The 19,565-nt window shown below is 32.1% G+C and carries 15 protein-coding genes, 1 tRNA gene and 1 pseudogene; 6 read left to right on the top strand and 11 right to left on the bottom strand.

The window, feature by feature from the left end; genetic code table 11:
- Positions 1 to 76: 76 nt before the first annotated feature.
- Together EG348_RS18150 and EG348_RS18145 are read right to left on the bottom strand one after the other, a co-directional pair.
- Positions 77 to 1,573, bottom strand: coding sequence for a helix-turn-helix transcriptional regulator (locus tag EG348_RS18150; protein WP_123984376.1), 1,497 nt, complete (start codon positions 1,571 to 1,573; stop codon positions 77 to 79).
- Between the two features lie 528 nt (positions 1,574 to 2,101).
- A complete protein-coding gene (locus EG348_RS18145; RefSeq protein WP_123984375.1) occupies positions 2,102 to 3,595 on the bottom strand; it encodes a hypothetical protein in 1,494 nt (497 codons plus the stop codon).
- A gap of 236 nt (positions 3,596 to 3,831) precedes the next feature.
- Between EG348_RS18145 and EG348_RS18140 the strand changes: the two genes are divergently transcribed.
- From EG348_RS18140 to EG348_RS18130, 3 genes are all read left to right on the top strand, one after another.
- Positions 3,832 to 3,903, top strand: a tRNA-Arg gene (locus EG348_RS18140).
- A gap of 54 nt (positions 3,904 to 3,957) precedes the next feature.
- Positions 3,958 to 4,386, top strand: coding sequence for a hypothetical protein (locus EG348_RS18135; protein ID WP_123984374.1), 429 nt, complete (start codon positions 3,958 to 3,960; stop codon positions 4,384 to 4,386).
- Positions 4,387 to 4,468: 82 nt separating this feature from the next.
- Entirely contained in the window at positions 4,469 to 5,374 is a 906-nt protein-coding gene (locus EG348_RS18130) for a hypothetical protein (RefSeq protein ID WP_123984373.1), read from the top strand.
- An 8-nt stretch (positions 5,375 to 5,382) separates the two neighbouring features.
- On the opposite strand, the pseudogene EG348_RS21935 reads toward EG348_RS18130, so the two are convergent.
- A pseudogene (locus EG348_RS21935) lies at positions 5,383 to 5,568 on the bottom strand (helix-turn-helix domain-containing protein); the annotation flags it as partial.
- 103 nt (positions 5,569 to 5,671) lie between these two features.
- Between EG348_RS21935 and EG348_RS18120 the strand changes: the two are divergent.
- Entirely contained in the window at positions 5,672 to 6,619 is a 948-nt protein-coding gene (locus tag EG348_RS18120; protein ID WP_123984372.1) for an MBL fold metallo-hydrolase, read from the top strand.
- Positions 6,620 to 6,871: 252 nt separating this feature from the next.
- Here the strand turns inward: EG348_RS18120 and EG348_RS18115 are convergent, their stop codons facing one another.
- The 4 genes from EG348_RS18115 to EG348_RS18100 form a co-directional block, all read right to left on the bottom strand.
- Positions 6,872 to 7,825, bottom strand: a complete 954-nt coding sequence (locus EG348_RS18115) for a TlpA family protein disulfide reductase (protein ID WP_123984371.1) — start codon at positions 7,823 to 7,825, stop codon at positions 6,872 to 6,874.
- Between the two features lie 67 nt (positions 7,826 to 7,892).
- A complete protein-coding gene (locus EG348_RS18110) occupies positions 7,893 to 10,406 on the bottom strand; it encodes a beta strand repeat-containing protein (RefSeq protein WP_123984370.1) in 2,514 nt (837 codons plus the stop codon).
- A gap of 697 nt (positions 10,407 to 11,103) precedes the next feature.
- On the bottom strand, positions 11,104 to 12,477 hold the full coding sequence (locus EG348_RS18105; RefSeq protein ID WP_123984369.1) for a hypothetical protein: 1,374 nt from the start codon (positions 12,475 to 12,477) through the stop codon (positions 11,104 to 11,106).
- Positions 12,478 to 12,492: 15 nt separating this feature from the next.
- Positions 12,493 to 13,503, bottom strand: a complete 1,011-nt coding sequence (locus tag EG348_RS18100) for a hypothetical protein (RefSeq protein ID WP_123984368.1) — start codon at positions 13,501 to 13,503, stop codon at positions 12,493 to 12,495.
- A 329-nt stretch (positions 13,504 to 13,832) separates the two neighbouring features.
- On the opposite strand from EG348_RS18100, the gene EG348_RS18095 reads away from it, so the two are divergent.
- Positions 13,833 to 15,251, top strand: a complete 1,419-nt coding sequence (locus EG348_RS18095) for a hypothetical protein (protein WP_123984367.1) — start codon at positions 13,833 to 13,835, stop codon at positions 15,249 to 15,251.
- A gap of 473 nt (positions 15,252 to 15,724) precedes the next feature.
- Here the strand turns inward: EG348_RS18095 and EG348_RS18090 are convergent, their stop codons facing one another.
- From EG348_RS18090 to EG348_RS18075, 4 genes are all read right to left on the bottom strand, one after another.
- The gene (locus tag EG348_RS18090) at positions 15,725 to 16,225 is read right to left on the bottom strand and encodes an endonuclease V (RefSeq protein WP_123984366.1); all 501 of its coding nucleotides are present in this window, start codon (positions 16,223 to 16,225) and stop codon (positions 15,725 to 15,727) included.
- Between the two features lie 68 nt (positions 16,226 to 16,293).
- Positions 16,294 to 16,662, bottom strand: a complete 369-nt coding sequence (locus EG348_RS18085; protein ID WP_123984365.1) for a glyoxalase — start codon at positions 16,660 to 16,662, stop codon at positions 16,294 to 16,296.
- Positions 16,659 to 17,099: a GNAT family N-acetyltransferase gene (locus EG348_RS18080; RefSeq protein WP_123984364.1), complete on the bottom strand. Its 441-nt coding sequence runs from the start codon at positions 17,097 to 17,099 to the stop codon at positions 16,659 to 16,661. The genes EG348_RS18085 and EG348_RS18080 overlap by 4 nt, the downstream gene beginning before the upstream one ends.
- Positions 17,100 to 17,173: 74 nt before the next feature.
- A complete protein-coding gene (locus tag EG348_RS18075; protein WP_123984363.1) occupies positions 17,174 to 18,229 on the bottom strand; it encodes a M28 family metallopeptidase in 1,056 nt (351 codons plus the stop codon).
- A gap of 87 nt (positions 18,230 to 18,316) precedes the next feature.
- On the opposite strand from EG348_RS18075, the gene EG348_RS18070 reads away from it, so the two are divergent.
- The gene (locus EG348_RS18070; protein WP_123984362.1) at positions 18,317 to 19,456 is read left to right on the top strand and encodes an aminotransferase class I/II-fold pyridoxal phosphate-dependent enzyme; all 1,140 of its coding nucleotides are present in this window, start codon (positions 18,317 to 18,319) and stop codon (positions 19,454 to 19,456) included.
- The last annotated feature ends 109 nt before the right edge of the window (positions 19,457 to 19,565 follow it).

Genomic DNA, 19,565 nt, shown 5'->3' with positions numbered 1-19,565 from the left:
GATTTTCAAATATTTATAAATTAATTTGTGATATAATGGTTGTTTACTCTATTATGATTGTGTAAATTTGTGTGTGCTAATTATTCAAGATTGAAAGGATTATAAATAATTCATTTTGGCTTTTAAGTCGCATTTTTTTATTGATTCTATATTTTCTGGCTTGGGCAGCCCTTAGGCTAGAATTTGTAAACTGTGCAATTTCTTTAATACTAAAATTCAGCTTAATTAATGAGCAAAAATTAATATCAGATATATTAAGTTCAGGATACTCATCTTTAAGTGTTTTATAAAATGAAGGATAATGCTTTTGAAACTCCAGATAAAAAGTATTGATATCTTTTTTGGCAAGAACAACAAGTTCTTTTGTAGTTTCTGTTTCTTTTGCGGATGAAAATTCTATTTCAGGAAGGGTTTCCGTTTTTGGAAGATTTAATTCCTGTTTTTTAGTTTTCAATTTAATTTTTGACAGTATAATTATTGATAGTATACCTAAAATAACGATGGTAATAATGAGCAGGAATTTCACAGCCCTATTTTGTTTATTTTTATTGAGAACCTTATATCCTATGCTGTCAATATAATTGATGTCACTGGTTCTATCTTTTACAATATCAATACTATCAAGAATCTGTTTATACGCCAGACAATAAATTTTTGATTTTTCAGGAGAATTCAGCCCTTCATATGACTCTGAGATCAGAGGATAGATTTCATAAAGAATATAAGCATTTCTACTTTTTTTTGCTTTTGAAATGGCAAGAGAAAAATATTTTATGGCCTCTTCATAGTTTTGATTTGCATTTTCGATATTTCCTTTTATAATTAAATTCTGAATCACCAAACCTTCACTAGGATAAGCCCGTAGAAGTATATCCGTATTATTTATATATTTTTTCGCTTCATGTGTTTTCCCAAATTTCACGAGAGATTCAGTAAGAGATTCAAGGGTATAGATCAGCGTCAGGCGTTTCAGTTTATTGGAGTCTTTAATTTTTAAAGCTTCCGTGTAAGCTTGTTTTTTTAATAATATAATTTCATTAATATTGATCACATTTTCGTTAATTGCCAATAGATCAGCCTTTCCAAGAAGAATATAAATATCATTTATACTTTTCTCTTCATGTGATTTTACAAGATCATTATATTCTTGCGCTTTTGTTAAGATTTGTTTCGAGCTGTTTAAATAATCAATTTTGAAAAGTAAATCTTGATATATCAGAAGAAAACGACAAAGCGAATTGTAGTCTTTCTTTGATTTTGCAAGATCAATACCTTCATTTATTTTCGCTAAAGTTCTGTTTAGATCACCATTAATGAAATATATCTTTGCCTGCTCAAAAAGAGAAATAATCTGACCTTCCTGAAAATTATTTTCACGTGACAAATAATAAAGATCTGTAACATTCTTTAGAATAATATTCTCATCAAAATTTCCTTTTAGATAACTTTTTTCTATTAAACCCTTAATACTGTCAATTTTCTTTCTATAATTTTTTTGAGCATAAAAGCAATTATGAAAAAGAAAAAATATAACAGGGAAAAATATTCTTTTAATCCTTTTAATCCTTTGCATTGATTTGTTTTTTAAAGTGTTGTGTAATAAATCTCCTTTTTAACTGAGATTTCAATTGTGATAGGTAAAGACATGATTGTTCATCCTAAGTATTTTTCATCATAGGATTTTTTAAGTCGACGGAAAAGTTTAATTATTTTTTTAACTAAGAATTCAAAAAATCAAATCTGATTTTTCTCGAATGTGTACCGGTAGTAGTTTTTTGATATCAATAAATAGAACGATAAGAATAAAGGCTGTTAAATCTCAGGTTTTTTGCCTTCAATCAAATAATTTATTTTTCTTTTCATTACCTCTAATTTTAGTGTTTATTTATAATCATACAGTAAAAAAACAGTAGAAAAAAAATATTTTCCTTTGTATATTTCACTGTAACTCTTGGTACAAAATTATTGATAGCATAAAAAAACTATGCTACTGCATTTATACTCCAAATTTGAAATAATATGATTATCAGGATAGTATATCCGTATGGTAATAAAAATGTGATATTTTGGTAATAACTTGTGTAAATTTGTGCTACTTTTTTTAATTAATCATTGAAAGAATAATAAAGAGTTCATTTTGATTTTTCAATTGCATCTTTTTGTTTATTCTGTATTTTCTTGCTTCAACAGCTCTCACACTTGATTTTGTAAACTGTGCGATCTCCTTAATTCCGAAATTCATTTTTATAAGCGAGCAGAAGTTAATATCAGAGATATTAAGTTCCGGATATTTTTCCTGAAGGGTTTTATAAAATGTAGGATATACTTTCCTGAATTCTACGTGGAATGTATTGATATCATCTTTAGCTAATTCAATCAGTTTTTTGGTGACCGTAGATTCATCATTCAATTCATTAGGGTTATCATCAGAAATATTACTTTTTTCATGAACATCTACCCTATCAATTTCGTTATTTTTAGTTTTTTTTCTATAAAAAATAAATGCAATTGCACCCAACAAAACGATCAAAACTGAAATTATTATATATTTTACAGTAATTTTATTGTCTTCCGGACTTAAAATTTTTGTATTTATGCTGTTTAGCAAGGCTACATCTCCAGAATTTTTCTTTACAGTATTAATACTGTCTACAAGATTTTTATATGATTTTGAATAAAATGAAGATTTTTCATAATCCTTCAATCCATCATAAGATTCAGAAATCAAAGGATAAGCTTCATATAATTTAAAATAATTTTTATTTTTCTTTGCAACTGCCGCAGCTTGAGTATAAAATTCTATTGCCGCAGCATATTCTTTGTCGGCATTTGCTATTTTACCTTTTATCATTAAATTTTGAAATCTTAATGCATCACTTGGATAACGAGTAAGAATATCATCGATAACTTTAGAATATTTTTTAGCCTCACCCGTCATTCCATAAGAGATAAGTGATAAAGAGAAAGATTCTGATGAAAAAATCAATGTAATAGTCTTTAGAATATTAGAATTATTAAGATTCTGAGCATTGGTATAGGCTTGCTTTTTTAGAGCAATAATCTGGTTTTTATCTTTCTTGGCATCATTAATTGCCAGAATATCAGCTTTTGCTAATAGAATGTAAATATTATTCGTTGCCCTATCTTCTTTTGAGTCTATTAAACTATTGTATTCCATAGCTTTAGCTAAAATATCTTTCGAAGCTTGAAGATGATCAAGTTCTAAGAGTAATCTTTGATGGATCAGCAGAAAACGGCAAAGAAAATTATACTTTTTTTCAGATTTTGCCAGATCAACACCTTCACTTATTTTCGAAAGGGCAATGTCGATACTACCATTAATAAAATATACTTTGGCTTCCTCAAAAAGAGAAAGAAGCTGTGCATCAACATTTTTATTTTCTTTAGAAAGATAGTACAGTTCTGTAGTATTTTTTAAAATAACATATTGATTAAAATTGCCTTTAGCATACATATCTATAATCAAATGAGAAAGACTGTCAATCTTTTTTTCTTGATTATTCTGTGCAAAAGCACACATATTAAAGGTTAAAAAGACAATAGTTAAAAAAAATCTTACTTTAAAGTTCTGCATTTGAATATTGTTAAAAAGAAATATAAATTTAATACTTTCATTGTCATTTATAACAACAAGTCTAGTTTATTAATTAATAATTTTTAAAGATAATATTATTTCAAATAAAAAATAAAGTACAGTATTGCCGATATGCTTTTAATAAGAAAATGTCTTATCTGCCAAATTTGTTCTTTAGAATCGGGTTCGTAAAACCAATTGATTTTTTTCTTATTTAGTAACTTTAAGCATCTAATGGCCTCATAGTTCAATGGATAGAATAGAAGTTTCCTAAACTTTAGATCCAGGTTCGATCCCTGGTGAGGCTACTTTTAAAGGATTATATTTGCAAAAATAATAATCTGTTAATTAGAATAAAAACTATGAAATTCAAAATCACAGCTGTTTTGTTGATGCTGTTTTCTTTCGGAAAAATGAGCGCACAGGAAATTAAAAAACATCTTTACAAAGGAACAATTGATAAATTTCCGGTAACATTCTATTTGATAGAAGAAATTTCCGGTTGTCCAACAACTCATTATACCGGAATGTATAAATATGACAACGTAAGTAAGTGGCTTTACCTGGAGATATCAGACGACGAAGAAAACCGTCTGGTAATGGTAGAAGGCGGAATTACAGGAATTATCAGCGTTAAAAAAAATGGAACATCTCTTCAAGGATACTGGATTTCCCCTGATGGAAACAAAAAATTGAATGTTACTATTAAAGAAGTTCCTACCAACACCAAAACATTACAAGCTTATGACGAAAAATACGATCAGGTAAATTATGAGATGAATGATTGTTAGGAAACTCATATTTATGTAACGACTATCTATTTTGCTTACAAGCATTTATGAAACTTATTTAAATAAATATCAGACATAATTTATGAAAAAATTTACATTAAGCTTAATTATAATTTCTTTACTATATTCTTGCAAAAAAGAAGAAAAAAGCATAGAAAAACCTTCTGAAAACATTAAAATTACCAAAACTCAAAGCAGTTATTCTTTGCCTCCGGTTTATTTGGATTCATTACGGTCAGAAAATGAAATTTTAAGCCATCTTCAACAACGGAAGAACGAGATCATCAGTATTTTGGAAAATTCATCGTCACAAAAGAATGATTTGATCTATGAAAATTATAAAAAGGAAAATGATTCTGCGCTGGTATTATTAGGAATAAAACAAGTGCATTTATTAGAAAGCTTTTATGAATTTTACAATTATAATCCTGAAACCGAGAAATCTACCTTAAAAGTTCCCGAGAAATACAAAAAGACTGTAGATTCTTACACCCAAACAGGAATTGAGTTTTGGGATGTTGGTGAAGCGTACACAGAACTTCGCATGTTGCCCGGTTTTTATTTTAATATTTTTAATGGAAAACTGACAGCAGATTATCAAAAGTATCTGGAAATAATAAAGGAAGAAGATAAAATTCTTTTCCAGTCGGATGCTTCCATCTCAATTCCGTGGCGTGATGTGGCAAAACGTGTTGAAGTTCGCGAGAATTTTTTGGAGGACTTCCCTACTTCCAAGTTGAATAAGACAATCAACGAAGAACTTCAAGGCTACAAATATGCTTATCTTTTAGGCTACGACAATACGCCAACACAAAATGACGATGGTGGATTTACCCCTGAAAATCTTCAGGAATTTCAACGTTTTATAAAAGAAAATTCCAAAAGTGGAACCAGTGAATTACTAAAAACAATGCTTTCCATGCCGAAAGACAGAGAAAAGATGTATCAATTCGTTAATCACAAACTGAATCTTCCTTATGGCGAATAAAATTGATTTTAATTAAAAGATTGTTTATAACTCAACGGCGTTGTATCAGTTTTCTTTTTAAATAATTTATTGAAAGACTATGAATGCTCAAAACCTAGTTGATAAGCCACTTCTGCAACCGAAAAATTAGTCGTTGTAAGATATCCTTTTGCCTTTTCTATCAGTTTTTCGTGAATGTGCTGCTGTGTATTTTGCCAGTATGCAGTGCATACTTTTGTCTTTCGTAATTTTTTAATTTAAATTTGCAATATTATTTGTTTGAAAATATCATCAACACATTCATAGCACCTATTCTATATGAGAAAATGTTTTTTTACGCTGATTATTTTTTCCTCTTCGATCATTTGTTCAGCCCAGCAAAGTTTTAAGGTTATTCCTTTAGGCATCTATGGTGGCGGTGAAGAGAGCAACCTATCAAGCTATATGGCGGCTCCTGCAAACTCTGAAAATTATGTAAATTTTGATGCCGGAACATTACGCTCCGGAATTGAAAAAGCCATAAAGAAGGGAAATTTTAAAGGTAAATCAGCATTACAGGTAATACAGGAAAACATTAAAGGTTATTTAATTTCTCATGCTCACTTAGATCATGCAAGTGGGTTGATTTTAAATAGTCCCGACGATACTAAAAAAAGTATTTACGCACTTCCTTCGGTAGCAGAAATCCTTACAGATAAATATTTTTCATGGAAATCGTGGGCTAACTTTACCGACTCCGGTGAAGTTCCTCATTTAAACAAATACAGCATCATCAATCTGGATGCAGGCAAGGAAATACCGATGCCCAATACCGATATGTACGTGACTGCATTTCCTCTCAGCCATGTAAAACCATACGAAAGTACAGCATTTCTTGTACGACACAACAGTGATTATCTTTTATACCTTGGTGATACAGGCAGTGACAGTATTGAGCAAAGCAATATGCTTCAGAATTTATGGAAACAAATAGCTCCTTATGTTAATAATCAACAATTAAAAGGTATTTTAATCGAAGTTTCTTTTCCGAATGAACAGCCGGATAAATCTTTATTTGGACATCTTACCCCAAAATTATTGCAGTCTGAATTAAATATTCTGAACAGCTATTGTCAACCCGAAAAATTACAGCAGGTTCCTATCATTATAACCCATTTAAAGCCTGTTGATAATAATATTGAACGAATAAAAAAACAACTGAAAGAACAAAATACTTTAGGAGTAAAATATATATTTCCGGTTCAGGGGAAGAAAATTGATTTATAAAAAAGAATGCATATTTCCTTCTTATTTTTAATTTCATGAAGTACAAACATCATTTATATAATAAAAAAACCGAAGATCATTAATAATCTTCGGTCAACACTAAAACAAATTAATCCAATTGGTTGGATTTAACTTTCTCTTTTATATAATTTTGTATTTTTCTGTTTTTGTATATAATTTTTATCTTTCTTAGAAGGACTAAAAATTGATGTATGATTGTTTTCATTATCTTAGTTTTAACAAAATTTTTCTTTACTTAGATTTATTTATATAATCTAAAAACTCATCAAGAGAAGATGTTCTTACAAGAATTTTTCCTGTTTTATCTAATAAGAAAATGGTAGGTGTCCCTGTAATCGCATATTTCTGAAAGTTTTCTCCTTTTATATTTTCATAATCCCAGAATTTATCTTCCCAGGGAAGATCTTTTGCTTTATTTTCAAATGTATTCTCATCTGGGTCCGCAGAAACAGAGATAATCCTGATCCTTTTATTTTTAAGATCATTCATATAATCAGGCATCTGCATAAGAAGATGCTCACAAGGTCCGCATCCCGAAGCATAGAACAAAAGCATAGTTTGGGAAAAATTTCCATTGGCCATCTCCTTACTTTTTAAAACAACATTATTATCATGAACTTTAAAAATAAGTTCCGGAGCATAAGTACCCGGAGCAGCCTGCATATAAACTGCCAGAACGCCGTTAAAGTCTTTTATTTTTCCTGAATCTCTTACAAGAGGTGCTATAGAATTGATGTAATGTGCTCTGTTCTGTCTCGTAAGAGCAAAAGCAGTTTTTCTTGCAAAATCAGCATATTGAGTCGGATCTGTTATTTTTTTACTAATCTTCTCAAAATCATCTGTAAAGGCAAAAACATCGTTAATATGATTGCTGTAAAGATCTACCCATAAAGTGATAACCTTCGACCAATTTCCTGAAGTATAAAGTGTTTGCCAGTCTATTTCATCCGTAATAAATCGTACAGCTTTTTCAGCTTCCGGTTTAGTGTACACTTTTGAGGTTTGTGAAATCAGATGATCGATCGACAGGCCAACAGATTTTGTTGATATATTATCTTGGATATTTTGGGTGATTGTACTTGGAGATGCAATACTTGTCTGTGCCTGTAAGGTAAAAAACGGAATTACTAATAATACAGCAATTACTGTTTTTTTATATATTAATTGTGTTTTATTATTTTTCATATGGTTTTATGTGTAGAAATTTTAAAAAAACCAGACAGACAATATTTTCTGTCTGGTAAAATAAATATTAAGGATAAGCACAATGTTGCTGTACTGGATTCCAAACTGTTCCTTCTGGACAAGCAAATAAGTGAGCACGTACCCATCTACTTTCTCCTAATGTAGGTATAAATAAATAAGAACAATTTGGGTCAGAACTGCTACATCCGTGCCCGGTTTCTGGTTGATATCCACATACAATATATAAAGGTGAATAATCAGGTTGTCCAAATCTTCCGGGCGCTTGTTCACACTTATAAGCCGGATATTCTGCAACAGGAACAGTTAATGTACAGCTTACACCCCCTATATTAATTGCAAATTGCGCATTGCCAAATCCTGAAGGTGTGCCTGTAATTGTATAGGTTAAATTTCCGTTTCCATTGGCAAAACTTCCAGGTAGCAAGGTTGCTGTTAGTCCCGTAACGCCCGTAGAAGCTACTATTTGTCCGCTATGAGTACCGCCATTTCCTCCAGTATAAGAAATCACAGAAGTCACACCAGCTGGGGCTGGAATTCCTGGATAGGTAAATCCGTTATTTGTAGCTCCTGCACAATCCAATGTTGCAATAGCTCCAGCTGCGGCAGCTATCGTTCTTGTTAATGTACAAGTTTGCCCTCCGATATTAATCGCAAAAGTTGCGTTACCTGCTCCGGAAGGAGTTCCAGTAATAGTATACGTTAGAGTTCCGTTTCCATTGGCAAAATTTCCTGCTGACAACGTAGCGGTTAATCCTGAAACTCCTGTAGAAGTTACAATCTGACCATTATGAGAGCCTCCATTTCCTCCTGTGTAAGAGATTACTGATGAAACTCCTGATGCAGCTGTTCCGCTGGTTAATGTTCCGTTATTCGTTGCTCCCGTACAATCTAATGTTGTGACAGTTCCTGCTCCGGTATTTATCGCTCTTGTGAAATTACAATTTTGTCCTCCGATATTGAGTGCAAATGTTGCTGTTCCCGCTCCGGAAGGAGTTCCAGTAATAGTATACGTTAGAGTTCCGTTTCCATTGGCAAAATTTCCTGCTGACAAGGTAGCAGTTAGTCCTGAAACTCCTGTAGAAGTTACAATCTGACCATTATGAGAACCTCCGTTCCCTCCTGTATAAGAGATTACTGAAGAAACTCCTGATGCAGATGTTCCGCTGGTTAATGTTCCATTATTCGTTGCTCCGGTACAATCTAATGTTGTGACAGTTCCTGCTCCGGTATTTATCGCTCTTGTGATATTACAAGTTTGTCCTCCGATATTGAGTGCAAATGTTGCTGTCCCTGCAGAAGAAGGCGTTCCTGTAATGGTATAGGTTAACGTACCGTTTCCATTGGCAAAATTTCCTGCTGACAACGTAGCAGTTAATCCTGAAACTCCTGTAGAAGTTACAATCTGACCATTATGAGAGCCTCCGTTTCCTCCTGTATAAGAGATTACTGAAGAAACTCCTGATGCAGCTGTTCCGCTGGTTAACGTTCCGTTATTCGTTGCTCCGGTACAATCTAATGTTGTAATAATACCAACTTCCGGCTGTCCGGCATCAGAGCAATCACCTTTCCAAATTGTTGCATTCCAATATTGCATGCAATGCATGTCTGTATTGTAGATCGTTAAACCTTCTGCTTTACCCACAATTGCATCTCTTTGTGCTGTTGTTAATCTTGGAGGAAGAAAACCTTGGGTGGTAGAAGAAATATCTACTAATGCACTGGAATTTGGTGTAGAAGTTCCTATGCCAATATTGCCAGCAGATTTAATGGTCATTCTTGCATCATAACTGTTGACATTTCTGGTAAGAAACTGGATTCCTGCAGAATTATCTTGTGCATTTCTATCTATTCCTCTGATTGAAGCTCCTGTTATTCCTTCTGCTGTTATTGAGGGAATAAAATCTATACTTCCAAACTGCGAATTAGTTCCATTCTTATTGAATATACTAATATTTCTTGCTGTTCCCTGTCCACATGCTGACCCGCAATTATTAATTCCAACAGAAAAGGCGTCAACTGTATTTCCTGGTCTGGAATTCACCACAGATAAAATCGATGATGGTGTCTCGGTTCCCATCCCAACTCTATGACGGGCTGCATCTACAGATAGAGTAAGTCCATCTACAGAAAATAAATTTTCTATAGATCCAATGAATTTTAATGATTTATTTCCTTGTGTAACCGTACGGTTTTCTGAAAGAGTACCATCAGAATTATAGATATTAGTGTTAATCTCTGGATCTTGATTTAATTTGATCCATGCACTATCTTTATAGTAATAGTACCCAACCTTATCTATATTAATAGCATTTCCGGTTTGGGAACCTGTGGAAACACTATTTACATAGATTAAAGTAGGAACTTCTATATTTTGCATAGATTGGGCTCTTTGTCTGTCGACCCTTGGGATTAAAATACCTTCGGTAGAAGTTGATGTTCCTGTAGCATTTTTAGCCGTGATATCCAGAGTTGCTTTTGGATCTGGTGTATTCATTCCAACCTGTGAAAAAGCAAATCCTGAAATCAGTATGGTAGAGACAATAATTATATTTTTTCTCATTTACTTTGTTATTAATGTTTTAATTTTTCAAATTTTTGTTCTGTAAATTTATCCTTGTGTGTTTAGAATCGTACTTCATACAGTGACCGGTATTTGTATGAATTTTCTGGTGCAAATTTATATAGGATAAAGAGGAAAAGTACTACTTCAATACTACTTAAACCTCATAATAAACTCATTAACAAAACATTAAAATAGTCTATGTTGATGATTTGTTGTAGCTGACATAAGGCTATTATTGAAATAAAAACCTGTGATATATATTGTTTTATGGAAATATAAATAATCATCCATTAGTATGCGATGCTAAAATTGAACACTTTTAATAAGCTTCAATCTTTTGCCTCAAAATACTTTAGGAGTAAAATATATCTTTCCGGTTCAGGGAAAGAAAATTAGTTTATAGAAAAATCTAAGATTGTCATTCAATAGTCTTCTATCAACACTAAGTAATTATCAAAAATACTTTTATCCTATTTTATTAATTATTTTTCTATTTTAAATATGGTTTTTATCTTTCTGAGAAGATTTAAAAATTGGCATCTAATTGTTCTCATTGTATTATTCTTAGTTTATGTAATTTAACATTGGATTGCTGACTATTTGTTTTATTATAATTATTTTATTCAGCAACTTTGTAAAATGCCAAAGGTTTTTCGCTATTAACCTTTGGCACTTATCAAAAATATTTTTGGATTTATAGCTCTACCGCTCCAACACAAAACTCAACGAGTGATGCCTGATAAGACTCATTTAGAACTGTTTTTGATCCTGTAATTTCAATTTCGTCAAACCACTGTCCTCCAAAATTATAACTATCAGGCCTGAACCCAACACTTACCATTGAAACTATTCTCCTTGATGATGGGCTGTAAGCAGTAGCACAAGCGCTTGATGTTACAGTAGGATTTATAATAACTCCATTTCTCTTCAGTGTAACTGTTAAATATGCCGAAGTAGAAAAACTAGACACATTTAGCCTGACATTACTTACATTCTTATTAAATTTCACTCTCATTGTTCGAACTTCATTATTAGGAGAGTTAAATGAATATGGATTTGACATAAAATAAGTTTCTGTCGAATTACATTTTCTAATACTTGCAGACGGACCCACAGTTGTTCCTGCTACATTTGTAACGGTAGCAGAAATAGTATGCCCGCTTACCGAACCATTAAATGTTCCAAAATTAGAAAATGACCATCCATTACAATTAATATCCGGGCTTGTAACAGCTGGAGGCTGTCCAGAAGCTACAATTATCGTAATGTTACAAATTTGTCCTCCGATATTAATCGCAAAAGTTGCGTTACCTGCTCCGGAAGGAGTTCCTGTAATCGTATACGTTAGAGTTCCGTTTCCATTGGCAAAATTTCCCGCTAATAATGTAGCTGTTAATCCAGTTACACCTGTAGAAGTAACGACCTGCCCTGAGTGAGAACCTCCGTTTCCTCCTGTATAAGAGATTACTGATGAAACTCCTGAAGCAATTGTTCCGCTTGTTAAGGTTCCATTATTGGTTGCACCCGCACAATCCAGCGTAGTAATAGCTCCTGCGGGCTCTGTTACCGTTCTTGTTAAAATACAAGTTTGCCCTCCGATATTGATTGCAAAACTAGCCGTACCTGCGGAAGATGGTGTTCCTGTAATAGTATACGTTAGAGTTCCATTTCCATTTGCAAAATTTCCCGCTAATAATGTAGCTGTTAATCCAGTTACACCTGTAGAAGTAACGATCTGACCATTATGAGAACCTCCGTTTCCTCCTGTGTAAGAGATTACTGAAGAAACTCCTGAAGCAGATGTTCCGCTTGTTAAGGTTCCGTTATGAGTAGCATCTAAACAATTTAGGCTTACAATTCCTGAACATTTTGACACCCATCTTGATGCATTCCAGTTTTCCATGCAGTTGATCGTTGTATTATAGATCATCAATCCGGGAGGTGGTGATGTTATCGCATCTCTTTGTATCGTGGACAATCTGGGTGGCAGAAATCCCTTATAAGGAGAATCTTGCCCAAATATAATATTTGATACAAGTAATAAATAGAATATAATATTTTTTTTCATTCTAATATTTTTCTATTAATTATAATTTATCCATGTACTTCCGTTGTAATATTGCATCATATTATCAGTTGTATTATATACCATAAGCCCGGGAGGTACAGGTGATGTAATCTGATCTCTTTGTGCTGTAGTCATTCTTGGAGGTAAGAAACCTTGGGTCGTAGATGATAAATCTAAAATTGCTTTTGGATTAGGTGTAGAAGTTCCTATGCCAATATTGCCAGCAGATTTAATGGTCATTCTTGCATCATAACTGTTGACATTTCTGGTAAGAAATTGGAGTCCTGCAGAATTATCTTGTGCATTTCTATCTATTCCTCTGATTGAAGCTCCTGTTATTCCGTCTGCCGTTATTGAGGGAATAAAATCTATACTTCCAAACTGCGAGTTAGTTCCATTCTTATTGAATATACTAATATTTCTTGCTGTTCCCTGTCCACATGCTGACCCGCAATTATTAATTCCAACAGAAAAGGCGTCAACCGTATTTCCTGGTCTGGAATTCACCACAGATAAAATCGATGATGGTGTCTCGGTTCCCATCCCAACTCTATGACGGGCTGCATCTACAGATAGAGTAAGTCCATCTACAGAAAATAAATTTTCTATAGATCCAATGAATTTTAATGATTTATTTCCTTGTGTAACCGTACGGTTTTCTGAAAGAGTACCATCAGAATTATAGATATTAGTGTTAATCTCTGGATCTTGATTTAATTTGATCCATGCACTATCTTTATAGTAATAGTACCCAACCTTATCTATATTAATAGCATTTCCGGTTTGGGAACCTGTGGAAACACTATTTACATAGATTAAAGTAGGAACTTCTATATTTTGCATAGATTGGGCTCTTTGTCTGTCAACCCTTGGTATTAAAATACCTTCAGTAGAAGTTGATGTTCCTGTAGCATTTTTAGCCGTGATATCCAGAGTTGCTTTTGGATCTGGTGTATTCATTCCAACCTGTGAAAAAGCAAATCCTGAAATCAGTATGGTAGAGACAATAATTATATTTTTTCTCATTTACTTTGTTATTAATGTTTTAATTTTTTCAAATTTTTGTTCTGTAAATTTATCCTTGTGTGTTTAGAATCGTACTTCATACAGTGACCGGTATTTGTATGAATTTTCTGGTGCAAATTTATATAGGATAAAGAGGAAAAGTACTACTTCAATACTACTTATAGGTTTTAATAATTTGATAATGTGAATATTACAACCAATAGCGTTGATGATTTGTTGTGGTTGACATACAGGTCTTATTACGAAAATAATAAGTAAAATATTTTTTTTTATTGTAATATTGATGAATAATATTGATAGATATACTTACTTTTGTATAAAACATAAAAATGTTCTCTAACAGTTTTACGATAAGATTAATTATATTTTTATTACTTATTAATATTTTCTGTTATTCTCAGAAATATACAATAGTTGAAGTCGACAGCCTCAATCATAAATTAGTAGGAAATGGCAAAATAGAATCTGCTGTAGACGTTAATCTCAAAGCTTTAAAATATTTTAAAAGTGAAAGTAATAAGGAAGGAATTGCTTCAGTATTAATTCACATGGCAAGTATAATGTCCAATTATAATAAATACCAAGAAAGTAATGGATATCTTGATCAGGCAAAAAAGGAATTAGGAGGCATAAACAATCCATTACTAGAAGCTAAATTACTTACAGTTTATGGAATAAATAATTCTTTGGTAGGGCTTTACAAACAAGGAAATCAAACTTTTGATAAAGTTATCAAACTCACCAAAAAAATCTCTGATCAAAAGGAGAAAGACGATCTTCTATATTACAGCTATGGATGGAAATGGTATAATTTTGAAACCTTGAATGAAGTTGATTCTCTATATAGTATGCAGAGTAAAAGTATGAAACTGTCGCCTCGACCATTGGTTTCATTAAAAATTGCAGATAGATTTTTAATGCAAAACAAGCATCTTGATTCCGCAGAATATTATTTGAATAAGGCTGTTATATTAAATAAAAAAAATGACATTTATATTAAAGCAACTACATTATTAAAATTCGGAGATCTATATGCTTTAAAAAATGAAAACGAAAAAGCATTAAGCTATTATCTGAAAAGTCTGGAGATTAGTAAAAAAGTGAAAGTTTTCCGTGATATAAGAAGTGTATATCTCGAGATTTCGAATGTTTATACAGCGATGAATAACCCCAAAAAAGCTAAGGAATATCAAGAACTATACACCGCTTTGGATGAAGAAATCAAGAGAAATGATAAAAAAACACTTCAAAATATTGTCGATAAATTGATTCAGGAAAAAGAAAATGAGGAAAAAGAAAAGAAAAATAAACTATATATTTTCATTGCTTTAATTTTAACTGCATTTTCATTGATATTTTATTTTGTACGTAAAAATTATCTTAAAAAACAGAAGGAAAGTACCGAAATTATCGAGGAAAAAGTATTGGAAACAGACACGTTAAAAAGAAAATTAGATACATCTTTTGATAAGCTGGTAAAATTAGCAAGAAACAGAGATCCATTTTTTCTGAAGAGTTTTAAAAAACTATATCCTGAATTCTATGATAAATTAATATCTATAAATCCTGATCTTACGGATAATGAAATAAAACTTTGTGCCTATTTAAAACTTAAACTAAACACGAAAGAAATTACTCAGTACGAGAATATTACAGCAAGAACTATAGAAACAAAAAAATACAGACTTAAGAAAAAACTAGGCTTAACATCTGAAGAGAACCTTATTAAATGGCTTTCAGAATTATAAATTTCTATCCAAAAAAACCGACAGATATGGCCTGTCGGTTCGAAAAAAACAAAAATTGATATGGATATGATTAGATATATGTTTTTATTTTCTGTTAATTGTTTCTGTAATTATTTTTTGATTAATTGTTTGGATTTTAACTAAATAAATTATTGAAATGAAGTCATTAATGAATTTATTTACAATATTTTTTGATCTGATAAGCTGTCTGCGACCTATTTACTGAGCAGAATTCTACGTCAATACAAGTGTAAATGGAATAGCAGAAAGGATAAAAAATCTTCTTCATTAATGCTTATTTTTATTGATACAAATTTATATTTATTTAGACTTAATAAAAATAATAAAAGCAATGACATTTATCAGTTTATTGTGATTTACTTAAAAACGGTACTTATCAAATAGTTAATATTTAACAAATCATCAATAAAATACTAATTGGTATATTAGTTTACCATTTTTATAAAAAATAATTATTCTCTGGTCAGCTGGTCAAGCTTTTTTAGTAAGGTGGGGATTCTGTAAGAACCATACATTTTTTCAATGTTAAGTTTCATTTTGTCTACATCAGATCCTTTAACCGTAAGAAATAACGGAGTTTTACTTTCTCCCCTGTAGATAGCTCTTCTTTGAGAATCCGGTGTTGTAAATCCATTTTTCGCAATTCCAATGATTGGATATTTCTGTTCTAAAGCATCATACAGATACCCACCCAATCCTATTTTACCATCATCATCTAAGGTAACATAGCCATCAACAATGATAATATCACCTTCTTTAAGTTCAATTTTATTTAATAAGCTTAGAATACACGGCAATTCTCTTTTGTAGAAAGCACCACTTTCATAATCGGAAGTAATTTCTGTTTTTTCGCTGAAAATTTCAGTCTCTTTTTCAGAAGTCCAGTCTTCAAAAGCAATACAGATCGTATTGGCGTAATCATCGTAATAATAGGTATCGAAAGCGTAAATCATTAGTTAGGTCTTGAATTTCAGTTGTGAGTGGTGAATCGTCAATATTGCTTCGCAAGTGAATTTTGAATTTATGTATTAAAAAACTCTCCAAAATGCCATAAAATTCCTGAAGGATCGTGTACGAAACATTCCTTCCCCCAATCCATTGTTCTAATGGGTGATAGCTTTACACCTTCATATTTTACTGTCAGATTTAATGATAAAAGTTCTTCCCAAAAATCGTCAACGCTTTCAACTTCAATAAAAAGCATTGTGTTTTCAATCCAATCTTTAACATACGCATTTTGCAGATAGAATGCGATATCCTGTTTTTTAAACAAAGAAAGATTATGCTCTAAAACGATTTCTTCGAAACCCAAATCTTTATAAAAATTACTGCTAATTTCAAAGTTTTTTGCACCAATAAAAGGTCTGATGGATTTTATATTTTGTTTCATGATTGTCGGTTTTTCCAGTTTTTGTAAGTCATTTCAAATTTGATCTCTTTTCCATGAGTTCCGATCTCGTTCCAGCCGGATTTTCTGTAAAAAGTTTCAGCTCTTGTATTGGGCGAAGTTCCGAGCCAAACATTTTGTTCGGTTTGCTCAAAATACCAATCAAGCATGATATCATGAAGCTTTCTGCCAATTCCTTTATTTTCAAAATCAGGGTGTAGAAACAAAGCCCAGATGTTGTTTTCTTTCAGATCAACAATGGAAAATCCAACAATCTCACTGTTAATTTCACAAACCCAGCCTTTTCCTCTTTCAAATAAAAACTCTTCACAGTCTTTATTAGTAACGAGATTTGGATCAGACAACATGTTTTCTTTCACCGAATTTCTTACAATTTGGATCTGCGGAATATCTTCTTTTCTGGCTTCACGAATAATCATACTGTTTAATTAAAGCTTTAATAAAAGCCTATAACGTTTTATATTATATAGGCTTGTCTATTATTTTATATAATTTATTGTTTTTTATCAACTACAATTCTTTCTGCTCTATTGGCAATTTCCCAAGCTGTGGCAAATACTAACTGTGTTCTTTTTTGTAATAAAGAATAGTCAATTTTATCTGGCTTATCTGTTGGTTTATGATAATCTTCATGAATTCCGTCAAAGAAAAATGCTACAGGAACATTATTTTTAGCAAAATTATAATGGTCTGATCTGTAATACAATCTTTCAGAATCGTTTGGATCGTCATATCTGTAATTTAATTCTAAGTTATTTGTTCGCTTGTTTGCGGCTTCATTAATTACTTTCAATTCAGAGCTTAACATCTCAGAACCAATCACATATACGTACTGTTTCCCTCTGTTCTCAGGATCATCGCGACCGATCATGTCAATATTTAAGTCAACCACCGTATTCGCTAAAGGAAAAACAGGATTATCCGTATAAAATTCAGAGCCAAACAGCCCGTGCTCCTCTCCGGTTACATGAAGGAATAGGATTGATCGTTTTGGACCATTTCCTGCCTTTTTAGCACTCTGAAAAGCCTTTGCGATCTCCATTACGGCAACTGTTCCGCTTCCGTCGTCATCCGCTCCGTTATAAACTACTCCGTTTTTGGTGCCCACGTGATCATAATGTGCTGAAACAACAACAATTTCATCCGGTTTTTCACTTCCTTCGATAAATGCTAGAATATTTTCAGAATCAGGGAGATTTCCACCGCCTCTCTTCTTCATAAAATCAGCTGGAACTTTCTGATAGTAAGAACCTAAAGCTTTCGGAGAAGAGATTCCAAGAGTTTTATAATAATTGATCATATACTCTCCCGCTTTTTTCTGTCCCGGACTTCCGGTGTCTCTGCCTCCCATTTCATCAGAAGCAATTACGTATAAGTTTTTCTTTAGATCATCAGCCGTAATAGTCTTATAAGCAGTAAGAAAAGCTTTATCTCCTTTCGCTACAGTCGTAACATGTACAGACGATTTTGAAGCATCATTTGTAACTTTTGACGTTCCGCAACCCGCCATCACAGCAACAGAAAATATTGGAATAAGTAGTTTTTTCATTCTAGAATAATTTGCTTAAAAATAACAAAATTTATTTAATCTTTGACGGATTACAATTTTTCTTATATTTGATTAAATGCAAAATAGATGGAAAAAATTTATGGATTTACTCATTACTCATTTTTCACAGATATGGCTGAACTAGCTTCTAAGCATAACAGTTTTGACCTATCTTTAGGCCTGCCCGATTTTGAAATTGATGACCGTCTAAAACAATATTTAAGAGAATCTGTAGATTATAACCATCATAATTATGAGCCACTTGCAGGAAATCCTTTACTAATTGAAAATACTATTCAATTTAATTCTAAACGTGAAAACAGCATTCAGCTTAAAAATAATGAAGTAACCATCGTTCCGTGTGCAACCTTTGCTTTATATACTGCTCTTAAATCTGTTTTAAATCAAGGAGATGAGGTTGTTGTAATTCAGCCGTCATATTATACTTACGGACCGTCAATTGTATTAAATGGCGGAATTCCGGTCTATTATGATCTTGATAATGATTTCAACATAAACTGGGAGAAACTTCAAAACTGTATTTCACAAAAAACAAAAGCAATTATTGTCAATTCTCCACAAAATCCAACCGGAAAAATATGGTCAAAAGATGATTGGAATCACCTTTACGAATTAATAAAAGATCAGGAAATTTATTTAATTTCCGAAGAAATCTACGATATTTATTGCTATGACGGAATTGAACATTACAGTTCGTTCTTACACCCTGAACTAAAGAAACGAACTTTCTGCATTTTTTCTTTGGGCAAAATGTTCCATTGCACAGGATGGAAAGTCAGCTATCTGTTGACACCAGAAGAATTGACTTCAAAATTCAGATGTCATCAGCAATATATTTCTTACAGTGCCAACGCTCCGGCTCAATATGCTCTCGCTAAATATTTAGAAGTTTTTGATCCTTCAGAAACTCAAAAGCTGATGCAGAATAAAAGAGATATTTTTAATGAGCTAATTAAAGACACTCCTTTTGAAGTTGAACAAAAAGCAGAAGGAAGTGTTTTTCAAGTTGTTAATTTCAGAAATATCTCCAAAACGATGAGTGATGTAGAATTTTCAAAATGGCTGACCATTGAAAAAAAGGTTTCTTGTCTTCCGCTTTCTGCATTTTATAATTCAAGACAAAATTCTGATTATGTGAGATTTAGTTTTGCTAAAAAAGATGACGTAATTATTCAGGCGTTGGAGCATTTAAGGAAGATTTTATAGTTTATTTGTCATTGCGAGAAGCTTAGCGACGAAGCAATCTCTTCATTAAGAATAATTTTTTCTCCCACGTATTTCACAGATTTTCACAGATGATTGTGTATAAAAACAA

The sequence above is a fragment of the Chryseobacterium sp. G0201 genome (genome assembly GCF_003815655.1).
In the GTDB taxonomy this organism is placed as follows: domain Bacteria; phylum Bacteroidota; class Bacteroidia; order Flavobacteriales; family Weeksellaceae; genus Chryseobacterium.
This window is presented reverse-complemented; position numbering and strand designations above follow the sequence as displayed.

Coding starts and splice junctions, on each gene's coding strand:
- EG348_RS18105 (WP_123984369.1), bottom strand. CDS start 12,477: ATGAAAAAAAATATTATATTCTATTTATTACTTGTATCAAATATTATA.
- EG348_RS18100 (WP_123984368.1), bottom strand. CDS start 13,503: ATGAGAAAAAATATAATTATTGTCTCTACCATACTGATTTCAGGATTT.
- EG348_RS18135 (WP_123984374.1), top strand. CDS start 3,958: ATGAAATTCAAAATCACAGCTGTTTTGTTGATGCTGTTTTCTTTCGGA.
- EG348_RS18075 (WP_123984363.1), bottom strand. CDS start 18,229: ATGAAAAAACTACTTATTCCAATATTTTCTGTTGCTGTGATGGCGGGT.
- EG348_RS18150 (WP_123984376.1), bottom strand. CDS start 1,573: ATGCAAAGGATTAAAAGGATTAAAAGAATATTTTTCCCTGTTATATTT.
- EG348_RS18145 (WP_123984375.1), bottom strand. CDS start 3,595: ATGCAGAACTTTAAAGTAAGATTTTTTTTAACTATTGTCTTTTTAACC.
- EG348_RS18110 (WP_123984370.1), bottom strand. CDS start 10,406: ATGAGAAAAAATATAATTATTGTCTCTACCATACTGATTTCAGGATTT.
- EG348_RS18120 (WP_123984372.1), top strand. CDS start 5,672: ATGAGAAAATGTTTTTTTACGCTGATTATTTTTTCCTCTTCGATCATT.
- EG348_RS18115 (WP_123984371.1), bottom strand. CDS start 7,825: ATGAAAAATAATAAAACACAATTAATATATAAAAAAACAGTAATTGCT.
- EG348_RS18085 (WP_123984365.1), bottom strand. CDS start 16,662: ATGAAACAAAATATAAAATCCATCAGACCTTTTATTGGTGCAAAAAAC.
- EG348_RS18095 (WP_123984367.1), top strand. CDS start 13,833: ATGTTCTCTAACAGTTTTACGATAAGATTAATTATATTTTTATTACTT.
- EG348_RS18090 (WP_123984366.1), bottom strand. CDS start 16,225: ATGATTTACGCTTTCGATACCTATTATTACGATGATTACGCCAATACG.
- EG348_RS18070 (WP_123984362.1), top strand. CDS start 18,317: ATGGAAAAAATTTATGGATTTACTCATTACTCATTTTTCACAGATATG.
- EG348_RS18080 (WP_123984364.1), bottom strand. CDS start 17,099: ATGATTATTCGTGAAGCCAGAAAAGAAGATATTCCGCAGATCCAAATT.
- EG348_RS18130 (WP_123984373.1), top strand. CDS start 4,469: ATGAAAAAATTTACATTAAGCTTAATTATAATTTCTTTACTATATTCT.